The following is a 25,652-nucleotide window of genomic DNA, read 5'->3' as shown; positions in this document are numbered from 1 at the left end:
GTCAGTTCACCTGCTCGTCCGAATAGACGCCCCAGAGACGCTCCTGCTGGATCCAGCCGTCAAAGCCGTTGCCGATGACGTGGCACCAGTTTGCGCTGCACTTCTTCACCTGCGTGACGACGCCGGCCTGGAGTTTTGCTGCAACCGCGCTCTCGGGATCGGCCTGATCATAGATCGGTGCAAGCTCGTCCTTGTGCTTCATGGTGACGACCGCGGTGCGGCGGCCCGACAGCAGCGAATGGTAGACCCAGCCCTCGGCGCCCTCGGAATCGCGCACCCGGCGCCAGTTCTCGAACTCGGCGGTGATTTCGACCGGCAGGCCGGCGCGGGTATAGACCCAGGCGACGTCATTGTCCTTGGTCGGGCCGGCGCGGACGTTGACGTGATCCGATTTGAGGCTGACATAGCGCGGCACGGGGAGGCCGCTGGCGGTCTGGGGCGTGCTGTCCTTGGCTGAGTGCCCGGGGCTGACCGAGGCGCTCAACCAGGTGCAAACGAGCGCCATCACCGAACAAAAACGCCCCAACGCCATCAACCCGTCTCCTGTCGAAGACCCCTACAAAGCCGGGCCTTCACCTCAAAATTCCACAACCGCGCCGCATTCTCCCTGACCCGCCCCACGCGGGTGTTCCCGAGCCCTTTGCCCGTGGTTCTTGTCTTGGCCCGGCCTTCTGCTAGAGAGGACGGACATCTGAACAACCAGTTTGCCCGATTTTCCGGCCGGAAATGTCGGGAGAGCTTGAAGGAAACGCCGGGGACGACACGGCAATGGCAGTGTCGAACAACCGGGTTAATGAGGCCTCAACGGGCCGGCCTTTGGTGACAGAGGCGGCTTGCAACGCCTCATGAGGGCAGGACATGTCGGTGAAGAAAAAGCCCCTCGTCGTGGTGACGCGCAAGCTCCCGGACTCGATCGAGACCCGGATGCGTGAGCTGTTCGACGCGCGGATCAATCTCGACGACACGCCGATGTCGGGCGAGCAGATCGCGGAAGCCGCGCGCACCGCCGACGTGCTGGTTCCGACCGTCACCGATCACATCTCCGCCGACATCGTCAATCAGCCCGACTGCAGGCTTCGCCTGATCGCCAATTTCGGCAACGGCGTCGACAACATCGACGTCGAGGCCGCCCATGCCCGCGGAATCACGGTCACCAACACGCCGAAGGTTCTGACCGAAGACACCGCCGACATGACCATGGCTCTGATCCTCGCCGTGCCGCGGCGGATGATCGAAGGTGCCTCGATCCTGACGGAAGGAAAGCCCTGGCCGGGCTGGTCGCCGACCTGGATGCTCGGCCATCGCATCGGGGGCAAGCGCCTCGGCATCATCGGCATGGGCCGGATCGGCCAGGCGGTGGCGCGCCGCGCCCGCGCCTTCGGCTTGCAGATTCACTATCACAACCGCCGCCCCGTCGCGCCGAAGATCGCCGAGGAACTGGGCGCGACCTATTGGGAAAGTCTCGACCAGATGCTGGCGCGGATGGACATCATCTCGGTGAACTGTCCGCACACGCCGGCGACCTACCATCTGCTTTCGGCGCGCCGGCTGAAGCTGATCCGGAAAGACGCCTACATCGTCAACACCGCGCGCGGCGAGGTCACCGACGAGGACACGCTGATCAAGCTGATCGAAGGCGGCGAGATCGGCGGCGCCGGCCTGGACGTCTACGAGCACGAGCCCGCGGTCAATCCAAAACTGGTGCGGCTCGCCAAGGCCGGCAAGGTGACGCTGCTGCCGCATATGGGCTCGGCCACCATCGAGGGCCGCGTCGAGATGGGCGAGAAGGTGATCATCAACATCCGCACCTTCCTCGACGCCCACAAGCCGCCTGATCGCGTGCTGCCGAGCATGCTGTGAAGCGCTGCGGCCGGGGGCGCGCAGACTTGAACGGAGCGGCCGGCGTACCGCGGCCGCCCCGAGGCATTCACTGCTTCGCCAGGGCGGCCAGGATCGGGCCGGCTTCGGCGTCTTCCACGCAGGGCGTGACAGTGATCTCCATGACGTTGGCCCATTGGGCGTACCATTGGTACATGGCCTTCGGGTCGTTGCTCTCCGAAATTGCAAAGCCCGTCCCGTTCATTCCGTGCCAGCGGCCGAGCATCTTCACGCCTTCCGGTGGCACGCCCCCTGTCTTCAGAAATTTTTCGATCGCGGAATCGATCAAATTCGGGGGCAATTTCCAGCTCGAGATGTACTTCATAGTAATCTCCAATCTGAAATATCCATTTGCCTTGCGGCGATGCGAATTCAATCACGAAGAAAGACACTTGCAAGTGTCGATTTAGGCCCGTCCTCATCCCTGTCGGGAACGGTAGGGACGACACGCAGGTTGCGACTGTTCCGCGCTGCAACGTACCGCTTCTCGGTCATCGCTTGTGCTCGTCGTGCGGCGCGACTACTCCCGATGGATGCTTAGATCATCGAACACAGGCCCATCGCCGTTGAGCGGATTGGCCGGATCGCGCCCGTAACGCAGCGTCTCGAAGCGCATCGCGCGCGCATCGATCATCAGGAGGCGGCCGACAAGGCCGTCGCCAAAGCCGACGATTTCGCGGATCGCCTCCAGCGCCATCATCGAGCCGAGCACGCCCGCGAGCGCGCCCATGACGCCGGCCTCCGCGCAGGCCGGCACCGTGCCGGGCGGCGGCGCCTCGGGAAACAGGCAGCGATAGGTCGGATTGAATTCGCCCTGCTCGTTTGTCTCATGCGCGCGGATGGTGGTGAGCGAGCCGTCGAAGGTGCCGAGCGCCGCCGTGATCAGCGGCCGCTTCGCGAAGAAGCAGGCGTCCGAAGCCAGATAGCGCGTCGAGAAATTGTCGGAGCCGTCGAGCACGAGATCGTAGTCGCCGATCAGGCTGAGCGCGTTGTCGGCGTTGAGCCAGGTGGCGTGGCCGACGAAGCGGACATGCGGATTGAGCGCGGTGATCCGTTCGGCCGCGCTCTCGACCTTGTGCCGGCCGATATCGGGCGTGGTGTGGATCACCTGGCGCTGGAGGTTGGACAGCGACACCACGTCGTCATCGACCACGCCGAGCGTGCCGATCCCGGCGGCAGCCAGATACATCAGCGCAGGCGCGCCGAGCCCGCCGGCGCCGATCACCAGCACGGAGGCCCGCTTCAGCGCGGCCTGGCCGGGACCACCGACATCGCGCAGCACGATATGGCGGGCATAGCGTTCGAGTTCGTCCGGGCTCAGCATCGTCGTCCTTCGTTCTCTCAACCCTCATGGTGAGGGGCGCGGAACGCGCATCTCGAACCATGAAGGCCCCGATATCACCCGCGGCCATCCTTCGAGACGCGGCCCCAAGGCCGCTCCTCAGGATGAGGGCCTGCGTTCGTGACCTCTATCGCCAACTGAACCACCCCAACATTGTTCGCGACCAACGAGATGTGCTTCAATGGCATTGCGTTCAATGGGCTGGCTGGATTTGTCATGAGATCGATGCTTGCGGCAACACTGATGTTTGCAGCTGCCACAGGCGCGAGCGCCCAGATGACGACGCCGCAGGTCCCGGGCACCAAGCCGAAGGTGGTCCAGACCGTTCCGATCCGTCCTCCCGCCTTGCAGACGGCATCCGAGACCGCCGATGCGATGGCGCAGGCAGAACGGCTGTCGCTGCAGTCCGACCTCGCCTGGGTCGGCCAGTATAACGGCGCCATCACCGGCGACGTCAGTGCGCGCATGGTCGACGCGATCAAGGAGTACCAGAAGAACAAGGGCGGCAAGCCGACCGGCGTGCTCAATCCGCAGGAGCGCGCCGCGCTCGCCGAGACCGCAAGGCGGAAGCAGGACAGCGTCGGCTGGAAAATCGTGACGGAGATGACCAGCGGCGCCCGGCTCGGCATCCCCGGCAAGCTGGTGCCGCAGCAGGCGACCGACGCCAACGGCTCGAAATGGACCTCGCCGACGGGAACGGTGCAAGTGCTGCTCAGCCGCCGCAAGGAGGCGAACCCGAGCACTGCAAAGCTTGCGGAAGCGGAGAAGAAGGAACCGGCCGGGCGCAAGGTCGACTACACCGTGGTGAAGCCCGACTTCTTCGTGCTGTCGGGATTGCAGGGCCTGAAGAAGTTCTACGTGCGCGGCACCTTCAAGGGTGACGAAGTTCGCATCATGACGATCCTTTACGATCAGGCCACCGAGAACACGGTCGAGCCGGTCGTGATCGCGATGTCGAGCGCGTTCAATGCATTTCCGTCGGGCCCGCAGACCGGGCCGCCGCCGCGCAAGAACGTCGAATACGGCACCGGCATCGTCGTCAGCGACGATGGCGCGATCATCGCCGACCGGCTCGTCACCGATAGCTGTCTTGCGATCACCATCGCCGGCTATGGCAGCGCCGACCGTCTCGCCGAGGACAAGGAGCACGATCTCGCGCTGCTGCACATCTACGGCGCGCGTGGGTTGAAACCGCTCAACCTCGCAAATGGCGCGGCGAAGACGAGTGTCGATGTCGTCGGCATCGCCGATCCGCAGAGCCAGGGCGGAGCAGCCGGTGTGTCGAGCCTCAAGGGTGCGCTGGCGCCGGTCACGAGCAGCGATTCCGCACTGTCTCCGCCGCCGGCGGTCGGATTCTCCGGCAGCCCCGCGATCGACGGCGACGGCAAATTCGCCGGCGTCGCGCTGTTGAAGCCGGCGATGGTCGCAGGACCCGCGACAGCGGTGCCGGCCTCACAGGCGGTGATGGTCTCCGCGGAGACGGTGCGCGATTTCCTGAAGGCGAACGGTGTCACGGCGAACGGCACGTCGACGGATGCGAAGACCGCCGTCGTGCGCGTGATCTGCGTGCGGAAGTAGCGATCAGCTCAGCCTGAACCTGATCCCGGCCTTCGCGAGACCTCCTGAAATACCGACCGGCGTGCCGTCCGCGCGCCAGCAGGCGGCGCCGGTCATGGTGCCGTCGTCGTGGAAGGCGATGCCGTTCATGCCACCGGCGACCGTCGCAACGGGCTGGACCTTGTGACCGAGGCCCGTCAGCTTCGCACGCACGGCTTCCGGCACCTTCTGCTCGACCTCGAGCGCATTGCCCTCGGTCCAGACCCGCGGCGCCTCGACCGCCTCCTGCAGGCTCATGCCGTGGTCGATCAGATTGACCAGCGCCTGCATCGCGCTCGGGAAGATGCGTTTTCCCCCGGGCAGCCCAAGCGCGTAACGCAGCTTGCCACCGTTGAGCGCCATCATCGGCGACATCGAGGTCGTCACGCGCTTGCCCGGCGCCAGCGACAGCGCGTGGCCGGGACGCGGATCGAACAGGTTCATGTAATTGTTGGCGATGGCCCCCAGGCCCGGGATCATGATCTTGGCGCCGAACAGATTGTTGATGGTCTGCGTGGTCGCAACCACGTTGCCGAACGCATCCGCCGCCGTCATGTGCGTGGTGTGCGCGCCTTCGAGCTGCGACACGCCGGCGCCCCAGGCCTGCGCCCGCGCCGGATCGATGGCGCGGCGACGCTCGTCGGCATAGGATTTCGAGGTCAGCTTCTCCACGGGCACGCCGACATAATCAGGGTCGCCGCTGGCGGCAGCGCGATCGGCAAAGGCGATCTTCAGGACCTCGGCGAGATAGTGGATGGTCTCGGATGTGCCGAAGCCGAGGCTGCCGATGTCATAGCCTTCCAGGATGTTCAGCATCTGCGCGATGTGCACGCCCGACGCCGCCGGCGGCGGCGGCCCAAAAATGGTCCAGCCGCGATAGTCCGCGCGGATCGGCTGCCGCTCGACCGTCCTGTAGCTGGCCAGATCGGTGCGACGGATGAAGCCGCCGGCCTTCTCCATGTAATCGGCGAGGATGTCGCCGAGCGGCCCCTCGTAGAGCGCGGTCTCGCCGTGGTCGGCGATATGACGCAGCGTCTCGGCATATTCGGCCTGCACCACGCGCGCGCCGACCTTCAGCGGCTCACCATCGGGCAAATAGATCGCCGCGATCGGCCTGTCCTTGCGCATCTCGGCGGCGCTCTCGCTGATGCATTCGTGCAAGTACGGCGTCGCCGCATAGCCGCGCGCGGCGTGCTTGATGGCGGGCTGCATGACATCGGCGAGGCTCATGGTGCCGAACCGGCGCAACGTCTCGCACCAGGCTTTCAGCGAGCCCGGCGTAGCAACCGCCTTGGGGCCGTTGAGATTCTCGTTGCCGACGGTGTCGAATACGTCATGCGCCGAGCCCGGCCTCGAGGTGTAGCTGTTGTCGCGCACCGCCGAGGGCACGGTGCTCTGGCCGTCGATGAAGCGATGGCTGCCGTCGGCCAGCCTGATGTGGGCCATGCCGCCGCCGATGATGCCGACCATCATCGGCTCGACCACGGTCAGCGTGAACAGGGTCGCGATCGCGGCGTCGATCGCATTGCCGCCCGCCGCCAGCATCTCGGCGCCGGCGCTCGAGGCCAGCGGATGGTTGCTGACGACCATGCCGCGACTGGAGACCGCAGGCATTTTCTGGCATTCAAAGGTCGTGGTCGTCCGGTCGCGCCAGTTTCCGCTCATGCCGCTCGTCCCCTCTCTATTCACGGCGGCGAGCACATCACACGCAGGATTACGGGTCCAGTAATGGTACGGATTAGCTGGCATTCCCGATTCTGCCATCATTGTTACCGTTGATTCGGACCACCGCGATCCCCTTTGGATCGGGCCGGCACGTCCTGAGCGAGAAGAGCTCAGCATCGAGATCGATGCACGTTCGCGTGGCGTATTCCTGACCCAGGCACTCCAAAGGATACACCTTCAATGCACACGATCGTACTGGCCACCCAAAAGGGCGGCAGTGGGAAGAGCACGCTCGCCATCGGCCTCGCGCTGGCAGCCAGGCAGGCCGGCTTCACCGTCCGCCTGATCGAGACAGACCCGCAGGGCACCCTGTCCAACTGGCAGCGCCGCCGCGCCGCCGATGATCTCGTCGTCGAGCCGATCTATCACGCCGCCGACATCGCGCCGCGCCTGAAAATGCTCGCCGAAAGCGGCCTCCAGCTCGCGATCGTCGATACCGCGGCCGGCCTCAGCGCCGCCACCACCGCCGCGATCCGCCATTCCGACCTCTGCCTGATCCCGGCCCGCCCGAGCGTCGCCGACATCGAGGCGACCACCTCGACGCTGAGCGTCGCGCGGGCCTGGAAGCGGCCCTTCAGCTTCGTGCTGAACCAGACGCCGATCCGCGGCCAGCGCATCGACAATGCCGCCAACGCTCTCGCCGAAGAAGCCGCGCTGGATCTCATCGAGGTGCTCGCGCGTCCTCTGATCGTGATGCGCAACGACCACCAGGACTCGCTCGCGAGCGGCCTTGCGGTGAGCGAATTCGCGCCGAACGGCAAGTCGACCGAGGAGATCCGCGGCCTCTGGCAGTGGATCGAGACCCGTCTCGAGCTCACCGCCACGACCAATGTCCTGATCGACCAGGTCCTCTCGGCTGCCGATGGCATGCTGCACGCGGCCTCGGAACTCGCAGCGGACGAGACCACCACACTGGCGTCCTGAGCGGGGCGATCGCTCGGACGGCAGCCTGCCCTTCACCATCCGGAAGGGCCCCCGCGACGAAGCAATCCGGCCACCAACCGGCCGGACCCTCGCAGAAACTCACGGCCTCGCGGCCGCAGGCCAGATTCTCACTTCTGACATTTCGGACACCAGAACGTCGAGCGGCCGTTCTGGGTGAAGCGCTTGATCGTGCCGCCGCAGCCGGGCGTCGTGCATTTCTCGCCTTCGCGGTCGTAGACCTTGAACGAATGCTGGAAATAGCCGAGCTCGCCCGAGGTCTGGCGATGGTCGCGCAACGATGAGCCGCCGGCCTTGATGGCGTCGTTCAGCACGGTGTGGATCGCACCGACCAGCCGCTTGGCGTGATCCGTCGGCTCACTCTTTTTCGTCGACAGCGTCGCGGCGATACGGCGTGGCGACAGATGCGAGCGATGCAGCGCCTCGCAAACATAGATGTTGCCGAGCCCCGCCACCACGCGCTGGTCGAGCAGCGCGGCCTTCAGGCTCGTGGTCTTGCCCGCGCAGGATCGCGCCAGCATCGCGGCGTCGAATTCGTTGCCGAGCGGCTCGGGGCCGAGGTCGCGGAGCAGCGGCTCCTCCTCGAGCGCATTGCGCGCGATCACTTTCATGTAACCGAAGCGGCGCGGATCGTTGAAGACGATGTCGGCGCCCGAGGACATCCGGAACAGAACATGGTCGTGCGTGGTGTCGTTCCCCTTCGGATAATGAAACTCGCCCGGCGATGCATCGTTGTCCGGCTTGATGACGCGGAACGAGCCCGACATGCCCAGATGCATCAGGAGCACGTCGCCGGAGGCGAGATCGGCCATGAGATATTTTGCACGGCGGCCAAGCCCGGTGACGACCTGGCCCTTCAGCCGGGCCACGAAATCCGGCTGGAACGGAAAGCGCAGATCCGGCCTGCGGGCCTCCGCATCGAGGATTTTCGCACCCTCCATGACGGGCTGAAGGCCGCGGCGGACGGTCTCGACTTCGGGCAATTCAGGCATGGTCGGGCATTCACCTTATGAGGGCGGTGTGATAGCGCCATTGCGGCGGCCGCGCTATGGTCCGCCCAGTGGAGTAGAGTAATGGATCGGCCGGGCGAAACCACGCATTTTGGCTTCAGGGACGTCCCCCTGGGGGACAAGCAGACGCTGGTGAACGATGTGTTTCACAGCGTGGCTTCGCGCTATGATTTGATGAACGATTTGATGTCCGGTGGCCTGCACAGGGTCTGGAAGGACATCATGATCACCGCGCTCGACCCGCCGAGGGGCGACCGGCCGTTCGCGCTGCTCGACGTCGCGGGCGGCACCGGCGACATCTCGTTCCGCGCCGCCAAGGCGGCGGGCGCGGGCTTCCATGCCACCGTCTGCGACATCAATACCGAGATGCTGAGTGTGGGCCGCGAGCGCGCCGCGAAGCGGCATCTCGAGACCCAGGTCGATTTCGTCGAAGGCAATGCCGAAGCGCTGGCCTTCGCCGACCGCAGCTTCGACGCATATACGATCGCTTTCGGCATTCGCAACGTGCCGCGGATCGACCTTGCGCTGCGCGAGGCCTATCGCGTGCTCAAGCCGGGCAGCCGCTTCCTGTGCCTGGAATTCTCCACCGTCGAGATGCCCGGCCTCGACCGGCTCTACGACCTGTTCTCGTTCAAGGTGATCCCGCCGCTCGGACGCATGGTCACGGGCGATGCCGAGTCGTACCAATATCTCGTCGAATCGATCCGCAAGTTTCCAAAGCCTGCCGCCTTCGCCGACATGATCCGCGATGCCGGCTTCGCCCGCGTGAACTGGCAGACGTTGACCGGCGGCATCGTCGCACTGCATTCGGGCTGGCGTTTGTGATCTCTGCCATCACCCACACTGCGCGCCTGATGCGCGCCGCGTTCGTGTTCGCGCGCGAGGGCGTGTTCGGCTCGGTCGATCCAAGCCTCGTCCCGCCGCCCGGGCAACTCGCGCTGAAGCTGGCGCGCCTGATCGAACGGCGCGGGCCCAAACATGGACCAAGGCTGTCGCGCGCGCTGACGCGGATGGGCCCGGCCTATCTCAAGCTCGGACAATTCCTGGCGACGCGCCCGGACGTCGTCGGCGTCATCATGGCGCGCGACCTCGAAAGCCTGCAGGATCGCCTGCCGCCTTTTTCGCAGGAAGAAGCCGAGGCCGCGATCGCGACGTCGCTGGAACGGCCGCTGAAGGACGTGTTCGCAAGCTTCGGCCCGCCGGTCGCCGCCGCCTCGATCGCCCAGGTCCACCGCGCCGACGTGCTGTGCGACGATGTGCGCAAGTCGGTTGCGGTCAAGGTGTTGCGGCCCAATGTGGCCGCGCGCTTCCGCCGCGATCTCTCCGATTTCTTCTTCGTCGCGCACAAGGCCGAAGCCTATTCGTCCGAGGCGCGACGGCTGCGGCTGATCGAGGTCATCAATACCATGTCGCGCTCGGTCGCGATGGAGATGGACCTGCGGCTCGAGGCGGCAGCGCTGTCGGAGATGGCGGAGAACACGCGCGACGATCCCGATTTTCGCGTGCCGACCGTCGACTGGGACCGTACCACGCACAACGTTCTGACGATGGAGTGGATCGACGGCATCGCGCTGAACGATCACAAGCGTCTCGAAGACGCGCAGGTCGACCTGCCCGATCTCGGCCGCAAGGTGATCCAGAGTTTTCTGCGTCACGCGCTGCGCGACGGCTTCTTCCATGCCGACATGCATCCGGGCAATCTGTTCCTCGATGACGCCGGCCGTCTCGTTGCGGTCGATTTCGGCATCATGGGCCGGCTCGGCATGAAGGAGCGGCGCTTCCTCGCGGAAATCCTGCTCGGCTTCATCACCCGCGACTATCGCCGCGTCGCGGAAGTTCATTTCGAAGCGGGTTATGTCCCCGCGCATCACTCGGTCGAGAATTTCGCGCAAGCCATCCGCGCCATTGGCGAACCGATCCACAACCGCACCGCCGAGGAAATCTCGATGGCGCGGCTGCTCACGCTGCTGCTCGAGGTTACCGGCCTGTTCGACATGACGACGCGGCCCGAGCTGATCCTGCTGCAGAAGACCATGGTGGTGGTCGAGGGCGTGGCGCGCGCCTTCGACCCCAGGCTCGACATCTGGAAGGTCGCCGACCCCGTGGTGCGCGAGTGGATCGAACGCAATCTCGGACCGATCGGCCGGGTCCAGGGCGCACTGTCCGGTACCGGCGACCTCGCCCGCGTGCTGATGCGGCTTCCCGACATCGCACAACGCTCCGTCGTGGTGCTCGAACAGCTCGAGACCATGACGCGGGAGGGCATCCGGCTGTCGCCGGAGAGCATCGCCGCGATGGGCCGCAGCGAGGGCCGCAAGAACCGCTGGCGCACCGTGGCGCTCTGGATCATCGCAGCGACCTTCATCGGCATCCTGATCGCCGTCCGGAATCTATGATTGCACTGCAATCATTGGAGTGATAGCATCGCTATCATTCCGTGCTGGAGGGCGCCATGGCAAGCCTGACCATCCGCAAGCTTGACGAGGGTGTCAAAACCTATCTCCGCTTGCGATCGGCCAAGAACCGTCGGTCGGTCGAGGAAGAGGTCCGGATCATCCTGGGCGAACTGGTCGAGGGCCGCGAGGAGCCGCTGACACCGTTTGCGATTCCTTCCGCCGTTCCCACCCCCCAGCGCGCCGCCTCCGTTCCGGAGGCCAGCGTCACCCTGATCATCGGCGGCGGGATCGCGGCCTACAAATCCCTCGACCTGATCCGCCGCCTCAAGGAACGCCGCATCGAGGTGCGCTGCGTGCTGACCAAGGCGGCGCAGCAATTCGTCACCCCGCTGGCCGTGAGTGCGCTCTCGCATGAGCGCGTCTACACTGATCTGTTCGATCCCCAGAGCGAATTCGACGCCGGCCATATCCGTCTCGCGCGCGAGTGCGATCTGGTTGTCGTCGCGCCTGCGACTGCCGACCTCCTCGCGAAGATGGCAGGCGGCCATGCCGACGATCTCGCCAGCGCCATCCTGCTCGCGACCAACCGAAAGATCCTGCTGGCACCAGCGATGAATCCGCTGATGTGGAACAATGCGGCGACCCGCCGCAACATCGGGCAGCTTCAGCGTGACGGTGTGGTGCTGATCGGCCCGAATTCCGGCGAGATGGCCGAAGCGGGCGAGGCGGGCGTCGGCCGCATGTCGGAGGCGATCGAGATCGCCACCGCCGCAGAGCGCCTGCTGCGGCCGCCGGTACCGCGCCCGCTCGCCGGCAAGCGCGTGCTGATCACGGCAGGTCCAACTCACGAGCCGATCGACCCGGTGCGCTATATCGCCAACCGCTCCTCCGGCAAACAGGGCTTTGCCATTGCCGCCGCCGCACAAGCCGCGGGCGCCGAGGTGATTTTGGTCAGTGGCCCGGTCGATCTCGGCGATCCCCAGGGCGTGACGGTCAAGCGTGTTGAATCGGCGCGGCAGATGCTGGAGCAGGTGCAGGCCGCGCTTCCCGCCGACATCGCGATCTTCGCCGCGGCGGTCGCCGACTGGCGCGTCGCCAATGAAGGCGAGCAGAAGCTGAAGAAGAGCTCGGCCGGCATGCCGCCGCTTCAGCTGGTCGAGAACCCCGATATCCTCGCCACGATCTCCAGGCTGGCCGACAGGCGTCCGCCGCTGGTGATCGGCTTTGCCGCCGAGACCGAGCACCTCATCGACAACGCCAAGTCCAAGCTTGCCCGCAAGGGCTGCGACTGGATCGTCGCCAACGACGTCTCGCCGGCGACCGGCGTGATGGGCGGCGACCGCAACACGGTGCACCTCATAAGTCGCGGGGCCAGCGAGATCGCGGTTGATTCCTGGCCGGTGATGACCAAGGAACAGGTCGCCATCGAGCTGGTCGCGCGTATCGCAAAAAGCGTGGCCGACAAATCCCGGGAGCCGGCATCTTGAGCACGAGAGTCACCGTCGAACTGCAACGCCTGCCGCATGCCGAAGGCCTCCCGCTGCCGGCCTATCAGACCAGCGACGCCGCCGGTCTCGACCTGATGGCAGCGGTTCCGGACACCGAGCCACTGACGCTCGCGCCCGGCCAATACGCGCTGGTACCAACGGGGCTTGCGATCGCATTGCCGCCCGGGCACGAGGCGCAGGTGCGGCCGCGTTCCGGGCTTGCAGCCAAGCATGGCGTCACCGTGCTGAACTCGCCGGGCACGATCGACGCGGACTATCGCGGCGAGGTCAAGGTGATCCTGATCAACCACGGCCAGGCCCCCTTCGTGATCCAGCGCGGCGAGCGCATCGCGCAGATGGTGATCGCGACCATGGTGCAGGCCGCGCTGGTTCCAGTGGCCGAATTGTCGGCAACCGACCGCGGCGCCGGCGGCTTCGGCTCGACCGGTCGCTAACGCGCGCCAATCCCGGCCGAATCATCCCGAAGAACGACGCGAACTGGAACGCTGTGCCCTGCATTTTTTTGGGGCGCCCTTTGCGTTCACGATCTGGACTCTTACCGGCCGAGTCACGGTGAGGGTATTGTCGTTTGATTCGCGCGCGACGGGGGTCGTCGCGCGCAAATCTGTGCGATCTTGGGGCAATGATGTCAGGCGTGATCGTGTCGATGCGTCGGACGCTGCTGTCGTGCACATCGCTCGTGCGCGACGGGCTTGTGGGGAGCGCTCTTGCGGCGCTGCTGCCGGCTGGACCGGCTGAAGCCGCCGACCTCGTCGACACACTCTCAATGATGCTGGATTTCAACCGGCAGGAACTCGCGGTGCTGGCCACCGCGCTGGCCTTGCTCGGCTTTTCGGTTGTGGCCGCGATCCTCCTGATGCGCACGCGCGTGCGTACGGCGAAGAACGAGGCGCAGCTGCGCGCGCGGATCGGGGAACTCCAGCTCCAGGCCGACCGCTTCGGCGCGCTGCTGTTCGCCGAGCCGCAGATCCTGATCTCCTGGCCGGCGGGCAACAATCGCGCGCAGGTTTCCGGCGACATTTCCCTGGTGCTGCCGCGCGACTCCTCCCCGCAGCGCGTGCTCGCGTTTGGAACCTGGCTGCCGCCGGAACCCGCGCTCCAGATGGATCACGCAGTCGATGCGCTGCGCGACCGCGGTGACGGGTTCCAGCTGACGCTGACCACCGCGCATGGCCATACGCTCGAGGCCATTGGCCGCGCCATCGGCGGCCAGGCCATCGTCAGGATTCGCGAACTCTCAGGGGTCCGCCGCGATCTGGCCGAGACCAATCTTCGCTACAAGGCGCTCTCCGACGAGACCGAGATGCTGCGCGGCTTCGCCGCTGCCGCACCCTGGCCGATCTGGGCCAAGGGCGAGAACGGCGCGCTGGCTTACGCCAACCCCGCCTATGTCCGTGCGACCGAGGCGGCCAGCATCACCGATGCCCAGGAGCGCAAGCTCGAACTGCTCGACAGCGCCGACCGGATCGCGATGGAGCGGGGACTGAAGGAAGCGGCCAATTTCACTTCGCGGCTGCCGATCGTGATCGGCGGCGAGCGCCGCATCTATGACGTCCGCGCCGTCAATGTCGGCAGCGGCAATGTCGGCGTTGCCATCGATGCCAGCGAGGCGAATGGGCTGAGTACGGCGCTGGTGCGGATGGCGGAGGCGCATCGGCGCACGCTCGACCAGCTCTCCTCCGGCGTTGCCGTGTTCGACGGTCAGCGGCGGCTCGCCTTCTACAATGATTCCTACCGGCGGCTGTGGGACCTCGACCGCACCTTCCTCGACGCAAACCCCGACGATTCCAGCGTCCTCGACAAGCTCCGCGCCGCGCGGAAACTGCCGGAGCAGCCGGACTTCCGCGCCTGGAAGGCCAAGCTGCATGAGGCCTATCGCGCGGTCGAGACCGCCAAGGACACCTGGTACCTGCCCGACGGCCGCGCGCTCTCCGTCGTCACCACGCCCAATCCGGAAGGCGGCGTCACCTATCTGTTCGACGACGTCACCGAGAGCCTGGAGCTTGCCCGCCGCTTCGACGGCATGATCCGGGTCCAGCGCGAGACGCTCGACAGCCTCGCCGAGGGCGTCGCCGTGTTCGGCAGCAACGGCAAGGCCCAGCTGTTCAACCCGGCCTTCGTCCGGATGTGGAAGCTGTCCAGCGACGCCATGCGCGACGAGCCGCACATCCAGACGGTCGAGGGCTGGTGCCATCAGCTGTTCGACGATCCCGTGGTCTGGCGGCAGATCCGCGAGGCCGTCACCTCGATCGAGAGCCGCGCCGACGTGCCGCTGAAGCTCGAGCGCAAGGACGGCAGCGTGCTCGACGGCATGATCCGGCCGCTGCATGACGGCGCCACCATGCTGACGTTCCAGGACATCACCGACACCGAGAACGTCGAGCGCGCGCTGCGCGAGCGCAACGAGGCGCTGGAGGCCGCCGACCAGATGAAGGTGGATTTCGTCCACCACGTCTCCTACGAGCTGCGCTCGCCGCTCACCACCATCATCGGCTTTGCGCATTTCCTCAGCGATCCCTCGACCGGGCCGCTGACGCCGAAACAGGCCGAATATCTCGACTACGTCACCAAATCGACCAACGCGCTGCTGGCGCTGACCAACAACATCCTGGATCTCGCCACCATCGACGCCGGCGCCATGAAGCTGGAACTCGGCCCGGTCGACGTCAGCAAGACCATCGAGCTCGCCGCCGAGGGCATCCAGGACCGGCTCGCCACCGACCGCATCCGCCTCAAGGTCGAGATTGCGCCCGATATCGGCAGCTTCATCGGCGACGAGAAGCGCGTGGTGCAGGTGCTCTATAACCTTCTCGCCAACGCCGTCGGGTTTTCTCCACAGGATTCCACCGTCGGCATCAGCGCCCGCCGCACCGAACACAGCGTGGTCTTCACTGTGACAGATTCCGGGCCTGGAATACCTGCCGACATGAAGGACAAGGTGTTCAACTGGTTCGAAAGCCGCTCGCAGGGCTCGCGTCACCGCGGCGCCGGGCTCGGCCTGTCGCTGGTGCGCTCCTTCGTCGAGCTGCATGGCGGCAAGGTGCGGGTGGATTCGATCGTCGGCCGCGGCACGGTCGTGATCTGCGACTTCCCGACCGACCAGGCGGCGCATCGCGACGCCGCCGAATGACTGCGCCAACCACATTCTCCGTCGCGCTTCACAACGAGACGGCGACTGCGCAATTGATGGCCGACCTCGCGCTGCTGGTCGGTCCCGGCGACGTCATCACGCTCACCGGCGACCTCGGCGCCGGCAAGACCGCAGCGGCCCGCAGCCTGATCCGCTATCTCGCCGGCGACGAGGCGCTGGAGGTGCCGAGCCCGACCTTCACGCTGGTGCAGGGCTACGAGCTGCCGCCGTTCCCGGTGATGCATGCCGACCTCTACCGCGTCGAGGACGAGAGCGAGCTCGAGGAGATCGGATTGTCGCCGCTCCCGGACGCCACGCTCGTGCTGATCGAATGGCCGGAGCGCGCGCCCTCGGCGATGCCGCAGGATCGCATCGACATCGCACTGACGCATCGGCCGGCGCTGGGCTCGAATGCGCGCGCCGCCGACATCACCGGTTACGGCAAGGCCGCCGCGGCCGTCGCACGGCTGCAGGCGCTGCGCGAATTCCTCGATGCATCCGGCTACATGGATGCGATGCGCAAGCGCATGGCGGGCGACGCCTCGACCCGCTCCTATGCGCGGCTGCTGCGTGACGACGAGATCGTCATTCTCATGAACTTTCCGCAGCGGCCCGACGGCGCGGCGATGTACAACGGAAAATCCTACAGCGCCGCGGTGCATCTCGCCGAGAACGTCCGACCGTTCGTGGCGATCGACGAAGGCCTGCGCGCGCAGGGAATCTCGGCGCCCGCGATCCACCATTCCGATCTCGACCATGGCTTCCTGATCACGGAAGACTTCGGCAGCGAAGGCGTGATCGAAGGGTATCCGCCGCGCCCGATCGCCGAGCGCTACGAAGCCGCGGCCGACGTGCTGGCCGCGCTGCACGGCAAGACGCTGCCGGAGACGTTGCCGCTGGACGGGCAGACCTACGCCATTCCGGTCTTCGACACCGAAGCATTATTGATCGAGATCGGCTTGATGCCGGAATGGTACCTGCCCGATCGCGATGCGCCGCTGAGCGAGGCGAAGCGCGCGGAATTTTTCGCGATGTGGCGCGAGCTGCTGCGAAAGCCGCTGGCGGCGCCGAAGACGTGGATCATCCGCGACTATCACTCGCCCAATTTGATCTGGCTTGCGGACCGCAACGGCATCGAGCGCGTCGGCGTGATCGATTTCCAGGACGCCGTGCTCGGACCGCAATCCTACGACGTGGTGTCGCTGCTCCAGGACGCACGCATCGACGTGCCGGAAGGCCTCGAGCTGACGCTGCTGTCGCGCTACATCAAGGCGCGGCGCGCGGGTGACGCCAGCTTCGACGCGGCCGGCTTCGCCGAGCTCTACGCCATCATGTCGGCGCAGCGGAACACGCGCCTGCTCGGCACCTTCGCCCGCCTCAACCGCCGCGACGGCAAGCCGCATTATCTGCGTCACCAGCCGCGGATCTGGACCTATCTCCAACGCTCGCTGGCGCATCCCGCGCTTAGCTCCCTGCGCGACTGGTATCTCGCTAACGTGCCGGCGCCCTAGCATGCAGCTGCAAGAGCGGCTCCGAGGCTGCTTCGGGGGCCGGATTTACCGGCCGTTAGCCAAGTCACCGGTAATCTGGCGCCGAGGCAGCCGGGTAATTACGGGCTGGAGCAGGGCAGATGGCGGTGAAGACGGACCAGCGCGGCAACAGCCGGGTTGTTTTCGAGCGCGGGATCGCGGCCCAGATGATGGGGATCGACGGCACCTGGCGGCGCGACTGCACCATGGAGGATGTTTCCGATAGCGGCGCCAAGCTGACCATCGACGGCTCGGTCGAGGGCCTGCATCTGAAGGAATTCTTTCTGCTGTTGTCGTCCACCGGACTTGCGTATCGGCGTTGCGAACTGGCTTGGGTCAATGGCGACCAGATCGGCGTCAATTTCCTCAAGCTCGGTGACAGGAAGAAAAAGGCGCGGTCCACAGCCGTCGGGGCGTGACGGCAACACCCGTCGCACAACCGTCACCGCAGCTGGCTAAGGCGGTTAAGACGCGGTGCGGCCGGTCCAACCTCGTGTTAGGATTGCTGCGAACGCGAAATCAGCAGGCTTGAGAAAGCGAAGGATGTCCGTCAAACCGACCAAAGCCATGGTGCTCGCCGCAGGGTTCGGGCTGCGCATGCGTCCGTTGACGGACAAGATGCCGAAGCCGATGGTGCCGGTGGCCGGCCAGCCGCTGCTCGATCATGTGCTCGACAAGCTCGGCCGGGCCGGCGTGACCGAGGCGGTGGTCAACGTGCATTATCTGCCGGACCAGATCATCGATCACACCGCATCCCGCCAGCACCCGCGCGTCACCATTTCGGATGAGCGCGATCAGGTGCTCGGCACCGGCGGCGGCGTGGTCAAGGCGTTGCCGCTGCTCGGGGATGCACCGTTCTTCCACGTCAATTCCGACACGCTGTGGATCGACGGCGTACGTCCGAACCTGACGCGGCTCGCCGAAAACTTCGATCCTGCGCGGATGGACATCCTGCTCTTGATGGCGCCGACGACGACCAGCATCGGCTATAGCGGCCGCGGCGATTACGGCATGACGCCCGACGGTGCCTTGCGCAAGCGCAAGGAAAAAGAGGTCGTTCCGTTCGTCTACGCGGGCGCCGCGATCATGTCGCCCTCGATCTTCGCCGACGCGCCGCAGGGCGAATTCTCGCTGACGAAGATGTTCGACCGCGCGGGCGAGCAGGAGCGGCTGTTCGGCCTCCGCCTCGACGGTGTCTGGATGCATGTCGGCACGCCGGACGCCGTGCACGCGGCGGAAGAGGCGTTTCTGGAGAGCGTGGCGTAAGTCGCCTCGAACACGGTGCCGCAGGGTGGGCAAAGCGACTTGTCCGCCGTGGCTCGAAGAGCGAAGGCGGAAGCATGCCAACCAACCAAGCTGAAACTCGCGGCAGACAAGGTGGGCACGGCGCAAGTGCGCCTTTGCCCACCCTGCAGCACCTGTTCTAGCCCAGCGAACAGCGGGGAAGATCTCCCCGCACCCATATCCATTTGAGTCCGCCCCCCTATATTGGCGCCTGATCCCCGAATCAGGCAGCCGATGCGCGTTTTCAGTGTTCCCATCTCAGTTCCGTTCCTGCGCACGGTCGTCTCGAGCCTGCTCGACGGCCGGCTGGTCGACGGCTTCGAGGCACGCAAGGAGCCGGCGCGACTGGCGGACGCTACGCTGTACCTGCCGACAAGGCGCGCCATGCGGGTCGTCCGCGAGATCTTCCTCGACGAGATGAAGGCCGACGCCGTCGTGCTGCCGCGCATCGTCGCGCTCGGCGACATCGACGAGGACGAACTCGCCTTTGCCGATGAAGGCGAGCAGTTTTCCGGCGCAACGCCGCTCGACATTCCGCCGCGGCTCGGCGAGCTCGAACGGCGGCTGACGCTGGCGCAACTCGTCGCGGCCTGGGCCAAGGGTCCGGTACTGTCGCCACTGGTGGTCGGCGGGCCCGCCTCGACGCTGGCGCTGGCTTCCGATCTCGCACGCCTGATCGACGATATGGTCACGCGCGGCGTCGACTGGAGCGCGCTCGATGGGCTGGTGCCGGACCTGCTCGATCGCTACTGGCAGCACTCGCTCGAATTCCTGCGTATCGCGCACATCGCCTGGCCCGGCCACCTCGCCGAGATCAACCGGATCGAGCCCGCCGCGCGGCGCGATCTCCTGATCGCGGCGGAAGCAAAACGGCTGACCGCGCATCCCCGTGGACCCGTGATCGCCGCGGGTTCGACCGGCTCGATGCCGGCCACCGCAAAATTCCTCCACGCGGTCGCTTCGCTGCCGCATGGGGCGGTGGTGCTGCCGGGCCTCGACACCGATCTCGACGACGACGCCTGGCGGACCATCGGCGGCGTGCGCGATGCGCTCGGCAAATTCGTCGAGCATCCGGCGTCGAACCATCCGCAATACGCCATGCATGCGCTGCTGGATCGTTTTGGCATCAAGCGCAGCGACGTCGACAGTCTCCAACCACCGGCGGAAGGCGGTCGCGATCTCCTGGCGTCCGAATCGATGCGGCCTTCGGCCAAGACGGAAGTCTGGCACGACCGGCTGAAGCAGCCGGACGTGGCCGCGAAGATCACCGCCGGCATGAGCAATCTCGCTGTGGTCGAAGCGCCCAATCCCGAGATGGAAGCGCTCGCCATCGCCATCGCGATGCGCGAGGCGCGGCATCTCGATAAATCGGCGGCTTTGGTCACGCCGGATCGCGCGCTGGCGCGGCGGGTGATGGCGGCGCTGACCCGATGGGATCTCGCGTTCGACGATTCCGGCGGCGACGTTTTGATGGAAACCTCTGCCGGCGTTTTCGCGCGTCTGGCATCGGAAGCGGCGACCAGGGGATTGGAGCCGCCGACGCTGCTGGCGATGCTGAAACATCCGCTGTGCCGGCTCGGACGGCGACCTGGCGCGTGGAAGGCCGCGATCGAAGACCTCGAGCTCGCGGTCTTGCGCGGCACGCGCCCGCCTGCGGGCACGGCCGGGCTGCTGCGCGAGTTCAATCGTTTTCGCGAGGAGTTGGCAAAGCTGTGGCGCAGCGAGGTTTCCGCCCTGCACCGCGCGGAGCCGCGCGCGCGTCTGAAGGCGGAGGATCTCGACGGCGTCCAGGCACTGATCGATGCCTTGCGACGAGCCTTGGCGCCGATGGAGAGCTTGGCGTCGTCGAAACCGTATGACTTTGCCGAGCTCGCGCACCGGCATCGCGAGATCCTGATCGAACTGTCGCGCGACGAGCAGGGCATCCCGCTGGCTTTCGAGGAACGCGAGGGCCTCGCACTCGCGAGCGCCTTCGACGATCTCCTGCGCGGCGGCACGACGAGCGGATTGATGGTGCCGCTGCCCGACTATCCCGACGTGTTCCAGACCGCGTTCAGCGATCGCGCGGTGCGGCGGCGGGACAGACCGGGCGCGCGCCTGCAAATCTACGGCCCGCTGGAATCGCGCCTGATGCAGGCCGACCGCGTCATCGTCGGCGGGCTGATCGAGGGCGTCTGGCCGCCGGCGCCGCGCATCGATCCCTGGCTGAGCCGACCGATGCGGCACGAGCTCGGCCTCGATCTGCCGGAGCGCCGTATCGGCCTCTCTGCACACGATTTTGCGCAGCTGCTCGGCGGAGATGAAGTGATCCTCACCCATTCCGCCAAGGCCGGCGGCGCGCCGGCGGTGGCCTCGCGCTTCCTGCACCGGTTGGAGGCGGTCGCGGGCGACGCGCACTGGAAGGCCGCCATTCGCGCCGGCGAAAAATACGTGCAGTTTGCGAGCGCACTGGATCAGCCCGCCGAGGTCACGCCGATCAAGCAGCCCGAGCCGCGGCCGCCGCGCGCCACGCGGCCGTTGAAAATGTCCGTCACCGCGATCGAGGACTGGCTGCGCGATCCCTACACGATCTACGCCAAGCACATCCTGCGGCTCGACGTGCTCGATCCGGTCGACATGCCGCTGTCGGCCGCCGACCGCGGTTCGGCGATCCACGAGGCGCTCGGCGAGTTCACCGAAACCTATGCAACGAATCTGCCCGACGATCCCGCCGGCGTGCTGCGCGCGATCGGGGAGAAGCATTTTGCGCCGTTGATGGAGCGGCCCGAAGCGCGCGCGCTGTGGTGGCCGCGCTTCCAGCGCATCGCGCGCTGGTTCGGCGAGTGGGAGACGGCGCGGCGCGGCACCATCGAAGCGATCGCTGCCGAGACCCGCGGCCAGATCTCGATCCGGCTCGACAACGAGCGCAGCTTCCAGCTCTCCGCCCGCGCCGACCGCATCGAGCGGCGCCAGGGCGGCCGCTACGCCATCCTCGACTACAAGACCGGCCAGCCGCCGACCGGCAAGCAGGTCCGCATGGGCCTGTCGCCGCAGCTCACGCTGGAAGCCGCGATCCTGCGCGAGGGCGGCTTTCCCGACATCGACGCCGGCGCCTCGGTGAGCCAGCTCGTCTATGTTCGTCTCAGCGGCAACAATCCGCCCGGCGAGGAGCGCATCCTCGAGCTCAAATTCAAGCAAGGCGACGAGCCGCAGCCGCCGGACACCGCGGCCGCAGAAGCGAGGGCCAAGCTGGAGGCGCTGATCCGCGCCTTCGAGGACGAGAATCAGCCATACACCTCGCTGAACCTGCCGATGTGGACCAACCGCTACGGCACCTATGACGATCTCGCCCGCATCAAGGAATGGTCGGCGGCCGGCGGCCTGGGGATCGAGGAATGGTGAAGGCTCCGCGCCCCATCCCGGATGAAGTGCGCGCCAGGCAGGCCCGCGCGTCCGATCCGACTTCGTCGGCCTTCGTGTCGGCCAATGCCGGCTCGGGCAAGACGCACGTGCTGGTGCAGCGCGTGATCCGTCTGCTGCTGGCGGGCGTGCCGCCGGAAAAGATCCTCTGCATCACCTTCACCAAGGCCGCTGCCGCCAACATGGCCGAGCGCGTGTTCACCACACTCGGTCATTGGGTCACGCTGGACGACACGGCACTCGACGCGGCGATCCGCGCCGTCGGCATCCCGCATCCCAATACAAAACTGCGGCGCGACGCACGAAAGCTGTTCGCCTGTGCGCTGGAAACGCCGGGCGGGCTGAAGGTGCAGACCATCCACGCGCTGTGCACGCGTCTGCTCCAGCAGTTTCCGTTCGAGGCCAACGTGCCGGCACGCTTCGCCGTGATCGACGAGCGCGACCAGACCGACATGATGGAGCGCGCCAATCTGAAGGTGCTGCTGGAGGCCGCCCGCGATCCGGAGAGCATCACCGGCCGCGCACTGCTGACCGCGATGGCGAGCGCCGCCGACGTGACTTTCAAGGAGGTCGTGCGCGAGGCTTGCCTGAGCCGCGATCATTTCATGGCCTGGACCGACGAGGCCGGCAACGCGGAAGCTGCCGCGGCGCAGATGGCGGCGGCGCTGGGCGTGGACGCGAACGACCGCATCGAGGACGTCGAGACGGAAATTCTCGACGGTCCGTTCCTGCCGCGATCCCGCTGGGACGACATTGCCTTTGCGCTGGAAGACGGCAGCAAGTCGGACAATGACCAGGCCAGCCGCCTTCGCGAGGCAAAGGCGTTTTCCGGCGCGGCGCAGGTCGATGCCTATCTCGGTGTTTTCCTCACCGACGAAAAGCTGCCGCGCAAGGCGGTGCTGACCAGGAAGTTTGGCGATCACAATCCTTCGGTCGCCCGCCTGTTCGAGAACGAGGCGCAGCGCCTCGGTGGACTGATCGAGACGCGCCGCGCGGTGACCATGCGCGACCGCACCGCGGCCCTGCTGCATATCGCGACCGCGGCTGCCGCGAACTACCGCCGCGAGAAGCAGGAGCGCGGCCTGCTCGACTATGACGACCTCATCGACAAGACGCTGGCGATGCTGGACCGCGTCTCGTCGGGCTGGGTGCATTACAAGCTCGACCGCGGCGTCGATCACGTCCTGATCGACGAGGCCCAGGACACCAGCCCGCGGCAATGGGACATCGTCGCGCACATCATCTCGGAATTCACGGCCGGCGAAGGCGCACGCGAGGGGCTCAACCGCACGATCTTCGCCGTCGGCGACGAGAAGCAGTCGATCTTCTCGTTCCAGGGCGCGCAGCCCCGGGAATTCGACGCACGCAGGCGCGAGCTGAATCGCAAGTTCACCGCGGCCGGATTGAAGTTCGACCCGGTCGCCTTCACCTATTCGTTCCGCTCGGGTGCGTCGATCCTGCACTCTGTCGACCACGTCTTCCGTGAACCCGAGATCTACAAGAGCATCCATTCGCCCGAGATCGGCCATCCCCTGCACAATGCGCTCGCCGACGCCGGTCCCAGCGTGATCGAGCTATGGGACCTTGCGGAGGCCGACGACCGGCAGGACATCGAGGGCTGGCGCGCGCCGTTCGACGGCGTCGCCGTCACCAGTCCCGAGGTCAAGCTCGCCCGCCGCATCCAGATCGAGATCAAACGGCTGGTCGAGAGCGGCACGCTGACGGGGCACGAGGGCGAGCGCCGGCCGCTGCGCTATGGCGACATGCTGATCCTGGTGCGCCGGCGCGGCAATGCGTTCGATGCCGTGATCCAGGCGCTGAAGCACGCCAACGTTCCGGTGGCCGGCGCCGACCGGCTCAAGCTGACCGAGCACATCGCGATCATCGACCTGATGAACCTCGCCGACGCGCTGCTGCTTCCGCAGGACGATCTCGCGCTCGCGGTGGCCCTGAAGAGCCCGTTGTTCGGGCTCGATGACGACGACCTGTTTATGCTCGCCTGGAATCGCAAGGGATCGCTGCGCCGCGCGCTTGGCGAGCATGCAGCCACAAGCGAGAGGTTCGCCGCGGCACTGCGGCGGCTAGAGGCCTGCGAGGCACGCGTGCGCGAGGAAACGCCGTTCGCCTTCTACGCCTGGCTGCTCGGTGGCGACGGCGGACGGGCGCGCATCCTGCGCCGCCTCGGTCACGAGGCCAACGACGCGCTCGACGAATTCCTCGAGCTCGCGCTGAACTACGAGCGCAAGGCGCCGGCCTCGCTGCAGGGTTTCATGGCCTGGCTGCGTTCGGCCGACACCGAGGTGAAGCGCGACATGGAGATCTCGCGCGACGAGGTGCGGGTGATGACGGTGCACGGCGCCAAGGGCCTGGAAGCCTCGGTCGTGTTCATGGTCGACACCACATCGTCGCCCGCGGACTCGCAGCGGGTCCGGCTGATCCACGTGCCGCGCGGCAATGGCGGCGAGGTCGTGGTCTGGGCCGGCCGCAAGGCCGACGATCCCAAACCGGTCGCCGACGCGCGCAAAGCCATGATCGAAGAAACCGAGGACGAATACCGCCGCCTGCTCTACGTCGCGATGACGCGCGCGGCCGATCGTCTGATCGTCGGCGGTTGCATGCCCGGCAATATGAAGACGGTGCGCAAGCTGAGCTGGTACGATCTGGTCGACACCGGCCTCGCCGGCTCGGGCCTGGACAAGCAGATCATCGAGACGCCGCTCGGCAAGGTGACGCGATTTGCCCGGCCCGGGGATATCGAGGCATCAGGCACGCCGGCCACGTTCGTGGACCAGACGATTGCGCTGCCTGACTGGCTGCGGATGCCGGCGGCTCGCGAGACCCTTGAAGACGATACAGTGCGCCCGTCGGGCCAGTCGGCCGAGGAAGGCCGCGCGGTGCGGACCGGCGAATCAGTGCAGTCCCGTTCGCTCGCACTGCAACGCGGCACGCTGGTGCACCGGCTGCTGCAATCCCTGCCCGACATCGCCACCGAGCGCCGGCGCGAGGCCGCGCTCGGCTTCATGGCCCGCAACGCCTCGGACTGGGCCGAGACCGACCGTGTTGCACTGGCCGACAAGGTGCTGGCCCTGATCACCGAACCGCGGTTTGCGCCGGTCTTCGCCGCCGGCAGCCGGGCGGAGGTCTCCATCGTCGGCAGGCTGGAGCGGCCGGGCCGCAGCCCGGCGCTGGTGTCGGGGCAGATCGACCGGCTGGTCGTTCGTCCAGACGAGGTTTTGATCGTCGATTTCAAAACCAACCAGGCGGCGCCCAGGAGTGCAACCGAGGCGCCAGCGGCCTATGTCCGGCAGCTTGCGCTGTACCGGGCGGTGCTGGCCCGGCTTTATCCCCAAAAGCCTGTTCGAGCCGTCCTGCTCTGGACCGAGGCCCTTGAATATATGGAGATTTCGGCTCCCGCGCTGGACGCGGCGCTGGCATCCCTTCATGTCGACGTGAGCATCCTTGACCCGGCAAGGGGCCGTTCATAGGTTGACGCCATGATCCTTGGCGCGATTCCAGGTCGCGCCGATTCTTTCAACCGAGTGAGGTACTCCCATGGCCGTTGGCAAGGTTTCTGACACCGATTTCGAAGCCGAAGTGCTCAAGGCGAACGGCCCTGTCGTCGTTGATTTCTGGGCCGAGTGGTGCGGCCCCTGCCGCATGATCGCGCCCGCCCTCGACGAGATCGCCGGCGCGATGGGCGACAAGGTCAAGATCGTGAAGCTCAACGTCGACGAGAGCCCGAAGACGGCGTCGAAGTATGGCGTGATGTCGATCCCGACCCTGATGATCTTCAAGGGCGGCGAGATGGCCTCCCGCCAGGTCGGCGCGGCGCCGAAGGCGAAGCTGCAGCAGTGGATCACGTCGGCGGTCTGATCCGCGTCGCAAGTAACTGAGAATTCTGCAACGGCCGGCG

The 25,652-nt window shown here is 66.4% G+C and carries 19 protein-coding genes; 14 read left to right on the top strand and 5 right to left on the bottom strand.

Annotated features, from left to right (window positions below; all coding sequences use genetic code 11):
• Nucleotide 1: 1 nt before the first annotated feature.
• The gene (locus NR187_RS22090) at nt 2-532 is read right to left on the bottom strand and encodes an SH3 domain-containing protein (protein WP_211383887.1); all 531 of its coding nucleotides are present in this window, start codon (nt 530-532) and stop codon (nt 2-4) included.
• 326 nt (nt 533-858) lie between these two features.
• On the opposite strand from NR187_RS22090, the gene NR187_RS22085 reads away from it, so the two are divergent.
• Nucleotides 859-1,860, top strand: a complete 1,002-nt coding sequence (locus NR187_RS22085; protein WP_211383886.1) for a D-glycerate dehydrogenase — start codon at nt 859-861, stop codon at nt 1,858-1,860.
• A gap of 67 nt (nt 1,861-1,927) precedes the next feature.
• Here NR187_RS22085 and NR187_RS22080 read toward each other — a convergent pair whose 3' ends face one another.
• Together NR187_RS22080 and NR187_RS22075 are read right to left on the bottom strand one after the other, a co-directional pair.
• Nucleotides 1,928-2,203 carry a DUF3303 domain-containing protein gene (locus NR187_RS22080; RefSeq protein ID WP_211383885.1) on the bottom strand — a complete coding sequence of 92 codons (276 nt, stop codon included), beginning with the start codon at nt 2,201-2,203 and terminating at the stop codon, nt 1,928-1,930.
• Between the two features lie 195 nt (nt 2,204-2,398).
• Entirely contained in the window at nt 2,399-3,202 is an 804-nt protein-coding gene (locus NR187_RS22075) for a molybdopterin-synthase adenylyltransferase MoeB (RefSeq protein ID WP_256807590.1), read from the bottom strand.
• 234 nt (nt 3,203-3,436) lie between these two features.
• Between NR187_RS22075 and NR187_RS22070 the strand changes: the two genes are divergently transcribed.
• A complete protein-coding gene (locus NR187_RS22070) occupies nt 3,437-4,798 on the top strand; it encodes a serine protease (protein WP_256807588.1) in 1,362 nt (453 codons plus the stop codon).
• A 3-nt stretch (nt 4,799-4,801) separates the two neighbouring features.
• Here the strand turns inward: NR187_RS22070 and ggt are convergent, their stop codons facing one another.
• Nucleotides 4,802-6,481 carry a gamma-glutamyltransferase gene (gene ggt / locus NR187_RS22065; protein WP_256807587.1) on the bottom strand — a complete coding sequence of 560 codons (1,680 nt, stop codon included), beginning with the start codon at nt 6,479-6,481 and terminating at the stop codon, nt 4,802-4,804.
• A gap of 240 nt (nt 6,482-6,721) precedes the next feature.
• On the opposite strand from ggt, the gene NR187_RS22060 reads away from it, so the two are divergent.
• Nucleotides 6,722-7,465: a ParA family protein gene (locus tag NR187_RS22060; protein WP_256807586.1), complete on the top strand. Its 744-nt coding sequence runs from the start codon at nt 6,722-6,724 to the stop codon at nt 7,463-7,465.
• A gap of 128 nt (nt 7,466-7,593) precedes the next feature.
• Here the strand turns inward: NR187_RS22060 and mutM are convergent, their stop codons facing one another.
• The gene (gene mutM, locus NR187_RS22055; RefSeq protein WP_256807585.1) at nt 7,594-8,475 is read right to left on the bottom strand and encodes a bifunctional DNA-formamidopyrimidine glycosylase/DNA-(apurinic or apyrimidinic site) lyase; all 882 of its coding nucleotides are present in this window, start codon (nt 8,473-8,475) and stop codon (nt 7,594-7,596) included.
• 81 nt (nt 8,476-8,556) lie between these two features.
• On the opposite strand from mutM, the gene ubiE reads away from it, so the two are divergent.
• From ubiE to trxA, 11 genes are all read left to right on the top strand, one after another.
• A complete protein-coding gene (ubiE, locus tag NR187_RS22050) occupies nt 8,557-9,318 on the top strand; it encodes a bifunctional demethylmenaquinone methyltransferase/2-methoxy-6-polyprenyl-1,4-benzoquinol methylase UbiE (RefSeq protein ID WP_211383879.1) in 762 nt (253 codons plus the stop codon).
• A complete protein-coding gene (ubiB, locus tag NR187_RS22045) occupies nt 9,315-10,889 on the top strand; it encodes a 2-polyprenylphenol 6-hydroxylase (protein WP_256807584.1) in 1,575 nt (524 codons plus the stop codon). The genes ubiE and ubiB overlap by 4 nt, the downstream gene beginning before the upstream one ends.
• A 56-nt stretch (nt 10,890-10,945) precedes the next feature.
• On the top strand, nt 10,946-12,376 hold the full coding sequence (coaBC, locus tag NR187_RS22040; protein ID WP_211383877.1) for a bifunctional phosphopantothenoylcysteine decarboxylase/phosphopantothenate--cysteine ligase CoaBC: 1,431 nt from the start codon (nt 10,946-10,948) through the stop codon (nt 12,374-12,376).
• Nucleotides 12,373-12,831, top strand: coding sequence for a dUTP diphosphatase (gene dut / locus NR187_RS22035; protein ID WP_211383876.1), 459 nt, complete (start codon nt 12,373-12,375; stop codon nt 12,829-12,831). The genes coaBC and dut overlap by 4 nt, the downstream gene beginning before the upstream one ends.
• Nucleotides 12,832-13,022: 191 nt before the next feature.
• Nucleotides 13,023-15,527: a PAS domain-containing sensor histidine kinase gene (locus NR187_RS22030; RefSeq protein WP_211383875.1), complete on the top strand. Its 2,505-nt coding sequence runs from the start codon at nt 13,023-13,025 to the stop codon at nt 15,525-15,527.
• Entirely contained in the window at nt 15,524-17,038 is a 1,515-nt protein-coding gene (gene tsaE / locus NR187_RS22025) for a tRNA (adenosine(37)-N6)-threonylcarbamoyltransferase complex ATPase subunit type 1 TsaE (protein ID WP_256807583.1), read from the top strand. The genes NR187_RS22030 and tsaE overlap by 4 nt, the downstream gene beginning before the upstream one ends.
• A 119-nt stretch (nt 17,039-17,157) precedes the next feature.
• Nucleotides 17,158-17,475: a PilZ domain-containing protein gene (locus NR187_RS22020; RefSeq protein ID WP_256807582.1), complete on the top strand. Its 318-nt coding sequence runs from the start codon at nt 17,158-17,160 to the stop codon at nt 17,473-17,475.
• A 124-nt stretch (nt 17,476-17,599) separates the two neighbouring features.
• On the top strand, nt 17,600-18,322 hold the full coding sequence (locus NR187_RS22015) for a nucleotidyltransferase family protein (protein ID WP_211383872.1): 723 nt from the start codon (nt 17,600-17,602) through the stop codon (nt 18,320-18,322).
• Between the two features lie 252 nt (nt 18,323-18,574).
• Nucleotides 18,575-21,721, top strand: coding sequence for a double-strand break repair protein AddB (addB, locus tag NR187_RS22010; protein WP_256807581.1), 3,147 nt, complete (start codon nt 18,575-18,577; stop codon nt 21,719-21,721).
• Nucleotides 21,715-25,224 carry a double-strand break repair helicase AddA gene (gene addA, locus NR187_RS22005; RefSeq protein WP_256807580.1) on the top strand — a complete coding sequence of 1,170 codons (3,510 nt, stop codon included), beginning with the start codon at nt 21,715-21,717 and terminating at the stop codon, nt 25,222-25,224. Before addB ends, addA begins: the two co-directional genes overlap by 7 nt.
• Nucleotides 25,225-25,291: 67 nt before the next feature.
• Complete coding sequence (gene trxA / locus NR187_RS22000; protein ID WP_007598398.1) at nt 25,292-25,612, top strand: thioredoxin; 321 nt, start codon at nt 25,292-25,294, stop codon at nt 25,610-25,612.
• The last annotated feature ends 40 nt before the right edge of the window (nt 25,613-25,652 follow it).

It is taken from the genome of Bradyrhizobium sp. Bra64 (genome assembly GCF_024519875.1).
Classification (GTDB): domain Bacteria; phylum Pseudomonadota; class Alphaproteobacteria; order Rhizobiales; family Xanthobacteraceae; genus Bradyrhizobium; species Bradyrhizobium japonicum_G.
Note: the sequence above shows the minus strand (reverse complement) of the source record. Positions and strands in the feature narration are given on the sequence as shown.

Bases quoted from the DNA above. Each gene is read 5' to 3' on its own strand.
- NR187_RS22090 (WP_211383887.1), bottom strand. From the start codon at position 532: ATGGCGTTGGGGCGTTTTTGTTCGGTGATGGCGCTCGTTTGCACCTGG.
- NR187_RS22085 (WP_211383886.1), top strand. From the start codon at position 859: ATGTCGGTGAAGAAAAAGCCCCTCGTCGTGGTGACGCGCAAGCTCCCG.
- NR187_RS22080 (WP_211383885.1), bottom strand. From the start codon at position 2,203: ATGAAGTACATCTCGAGCTGGAAATTGCCCCCGAATTTGATCGATTCC.
- NR187_RS22075 (WP_256807590.1), bottom strand. From the start codon at position 3,202: ATGCTGAGCCCGGACGAACTCGAACGCTATGCCCGCCATATCGTGCTG.
- NR187_RS22070 (WP_256807588.1), top strand. From the start codon at position 3,437: ATGAGATCGATGCTTGCGGCAACACTGATGTTTGCAGCTGCCACAGGC.
- ggt (WP_256807587.1), bottom strand. From the start codon at position 6,481: ATGAGCGGAAACTGGCGCGACCGGACGACCACGACCTTTGAATGCCAG.
- NR187_RS22060 (WP_256807586.1), top strand. From the start codon at position 6,722: ATGCACACGATCGTACTGGCCACCCAAAAGGGCGGCAGTGGGAAGAGC.
- mutM (WP_256807585.1), bottom strand. From the start codon at position 8,475: ATGCCTGAATTGCCCGAAGTCGAGACCGTCCGCCGCGGCCTTCAGCCC.
- ubiE (WP_211383879.1), top strand. From the start codon at position 8,557: ATGGATCGGCCGGGCGAAACCACGCATTTTGGCTTCAGGGACGTCCCC.
- coaBC (WP_211383877.1), top strand. From the start codon at position 10,946: ATGGCAAGCCTGACCATCCGCAAGCTTGACGAGGGTGTCAAAACCTAT.
- NR187_RS22030 (WP_211383875.1), top strand. From the start codon at position 13,023: ATGTCAGGCGTGATCGTGTCGATGCGTCGGACGCTGCTGTCGTGCACA.
- tsaE (WP_256807583.1), top strand. From the start codon at position 15,524: ATGACTGCGCCAACCACATTCTCCGTCGCGCTTCACAACGAGACGGCG.
- NR187_RS22020 (WP_256807582.1), top strand. From the start codon at position 17,158: ATGGCGGTGAAGACGGACCAGCGCGGCAACAGCCGGGTTGTTTTCGAG.
- NR187_RS22015 (WP_211383872.1), top strand. From the start codon at position 17,600: ATGTCCGTCAAACCGACCAAAGCCATGGTGCTCGCCGCAGGGTTCGGG.
- addB (WP_256807581.1), top strand. From the start codon at position 18,575: ATGCGCGTTTTCAGTGTTCCCATCTCAGTTCCGTTCCTGCGCACGGTC.
- addA (WP_256807580.1), top strand. From the start codon at position 21,715: ATGGTGAAGGCTCCGCGCCCCATCCCGGATGAAGTGCGCGCCAGGCAG.
- trxA (WP_007598398.1), top strand. From the start codon at position 25,292: ATGGCCGTTGGCAAGGTTTCTGACACCGATTTCGAAGCCGAAGTGCTC.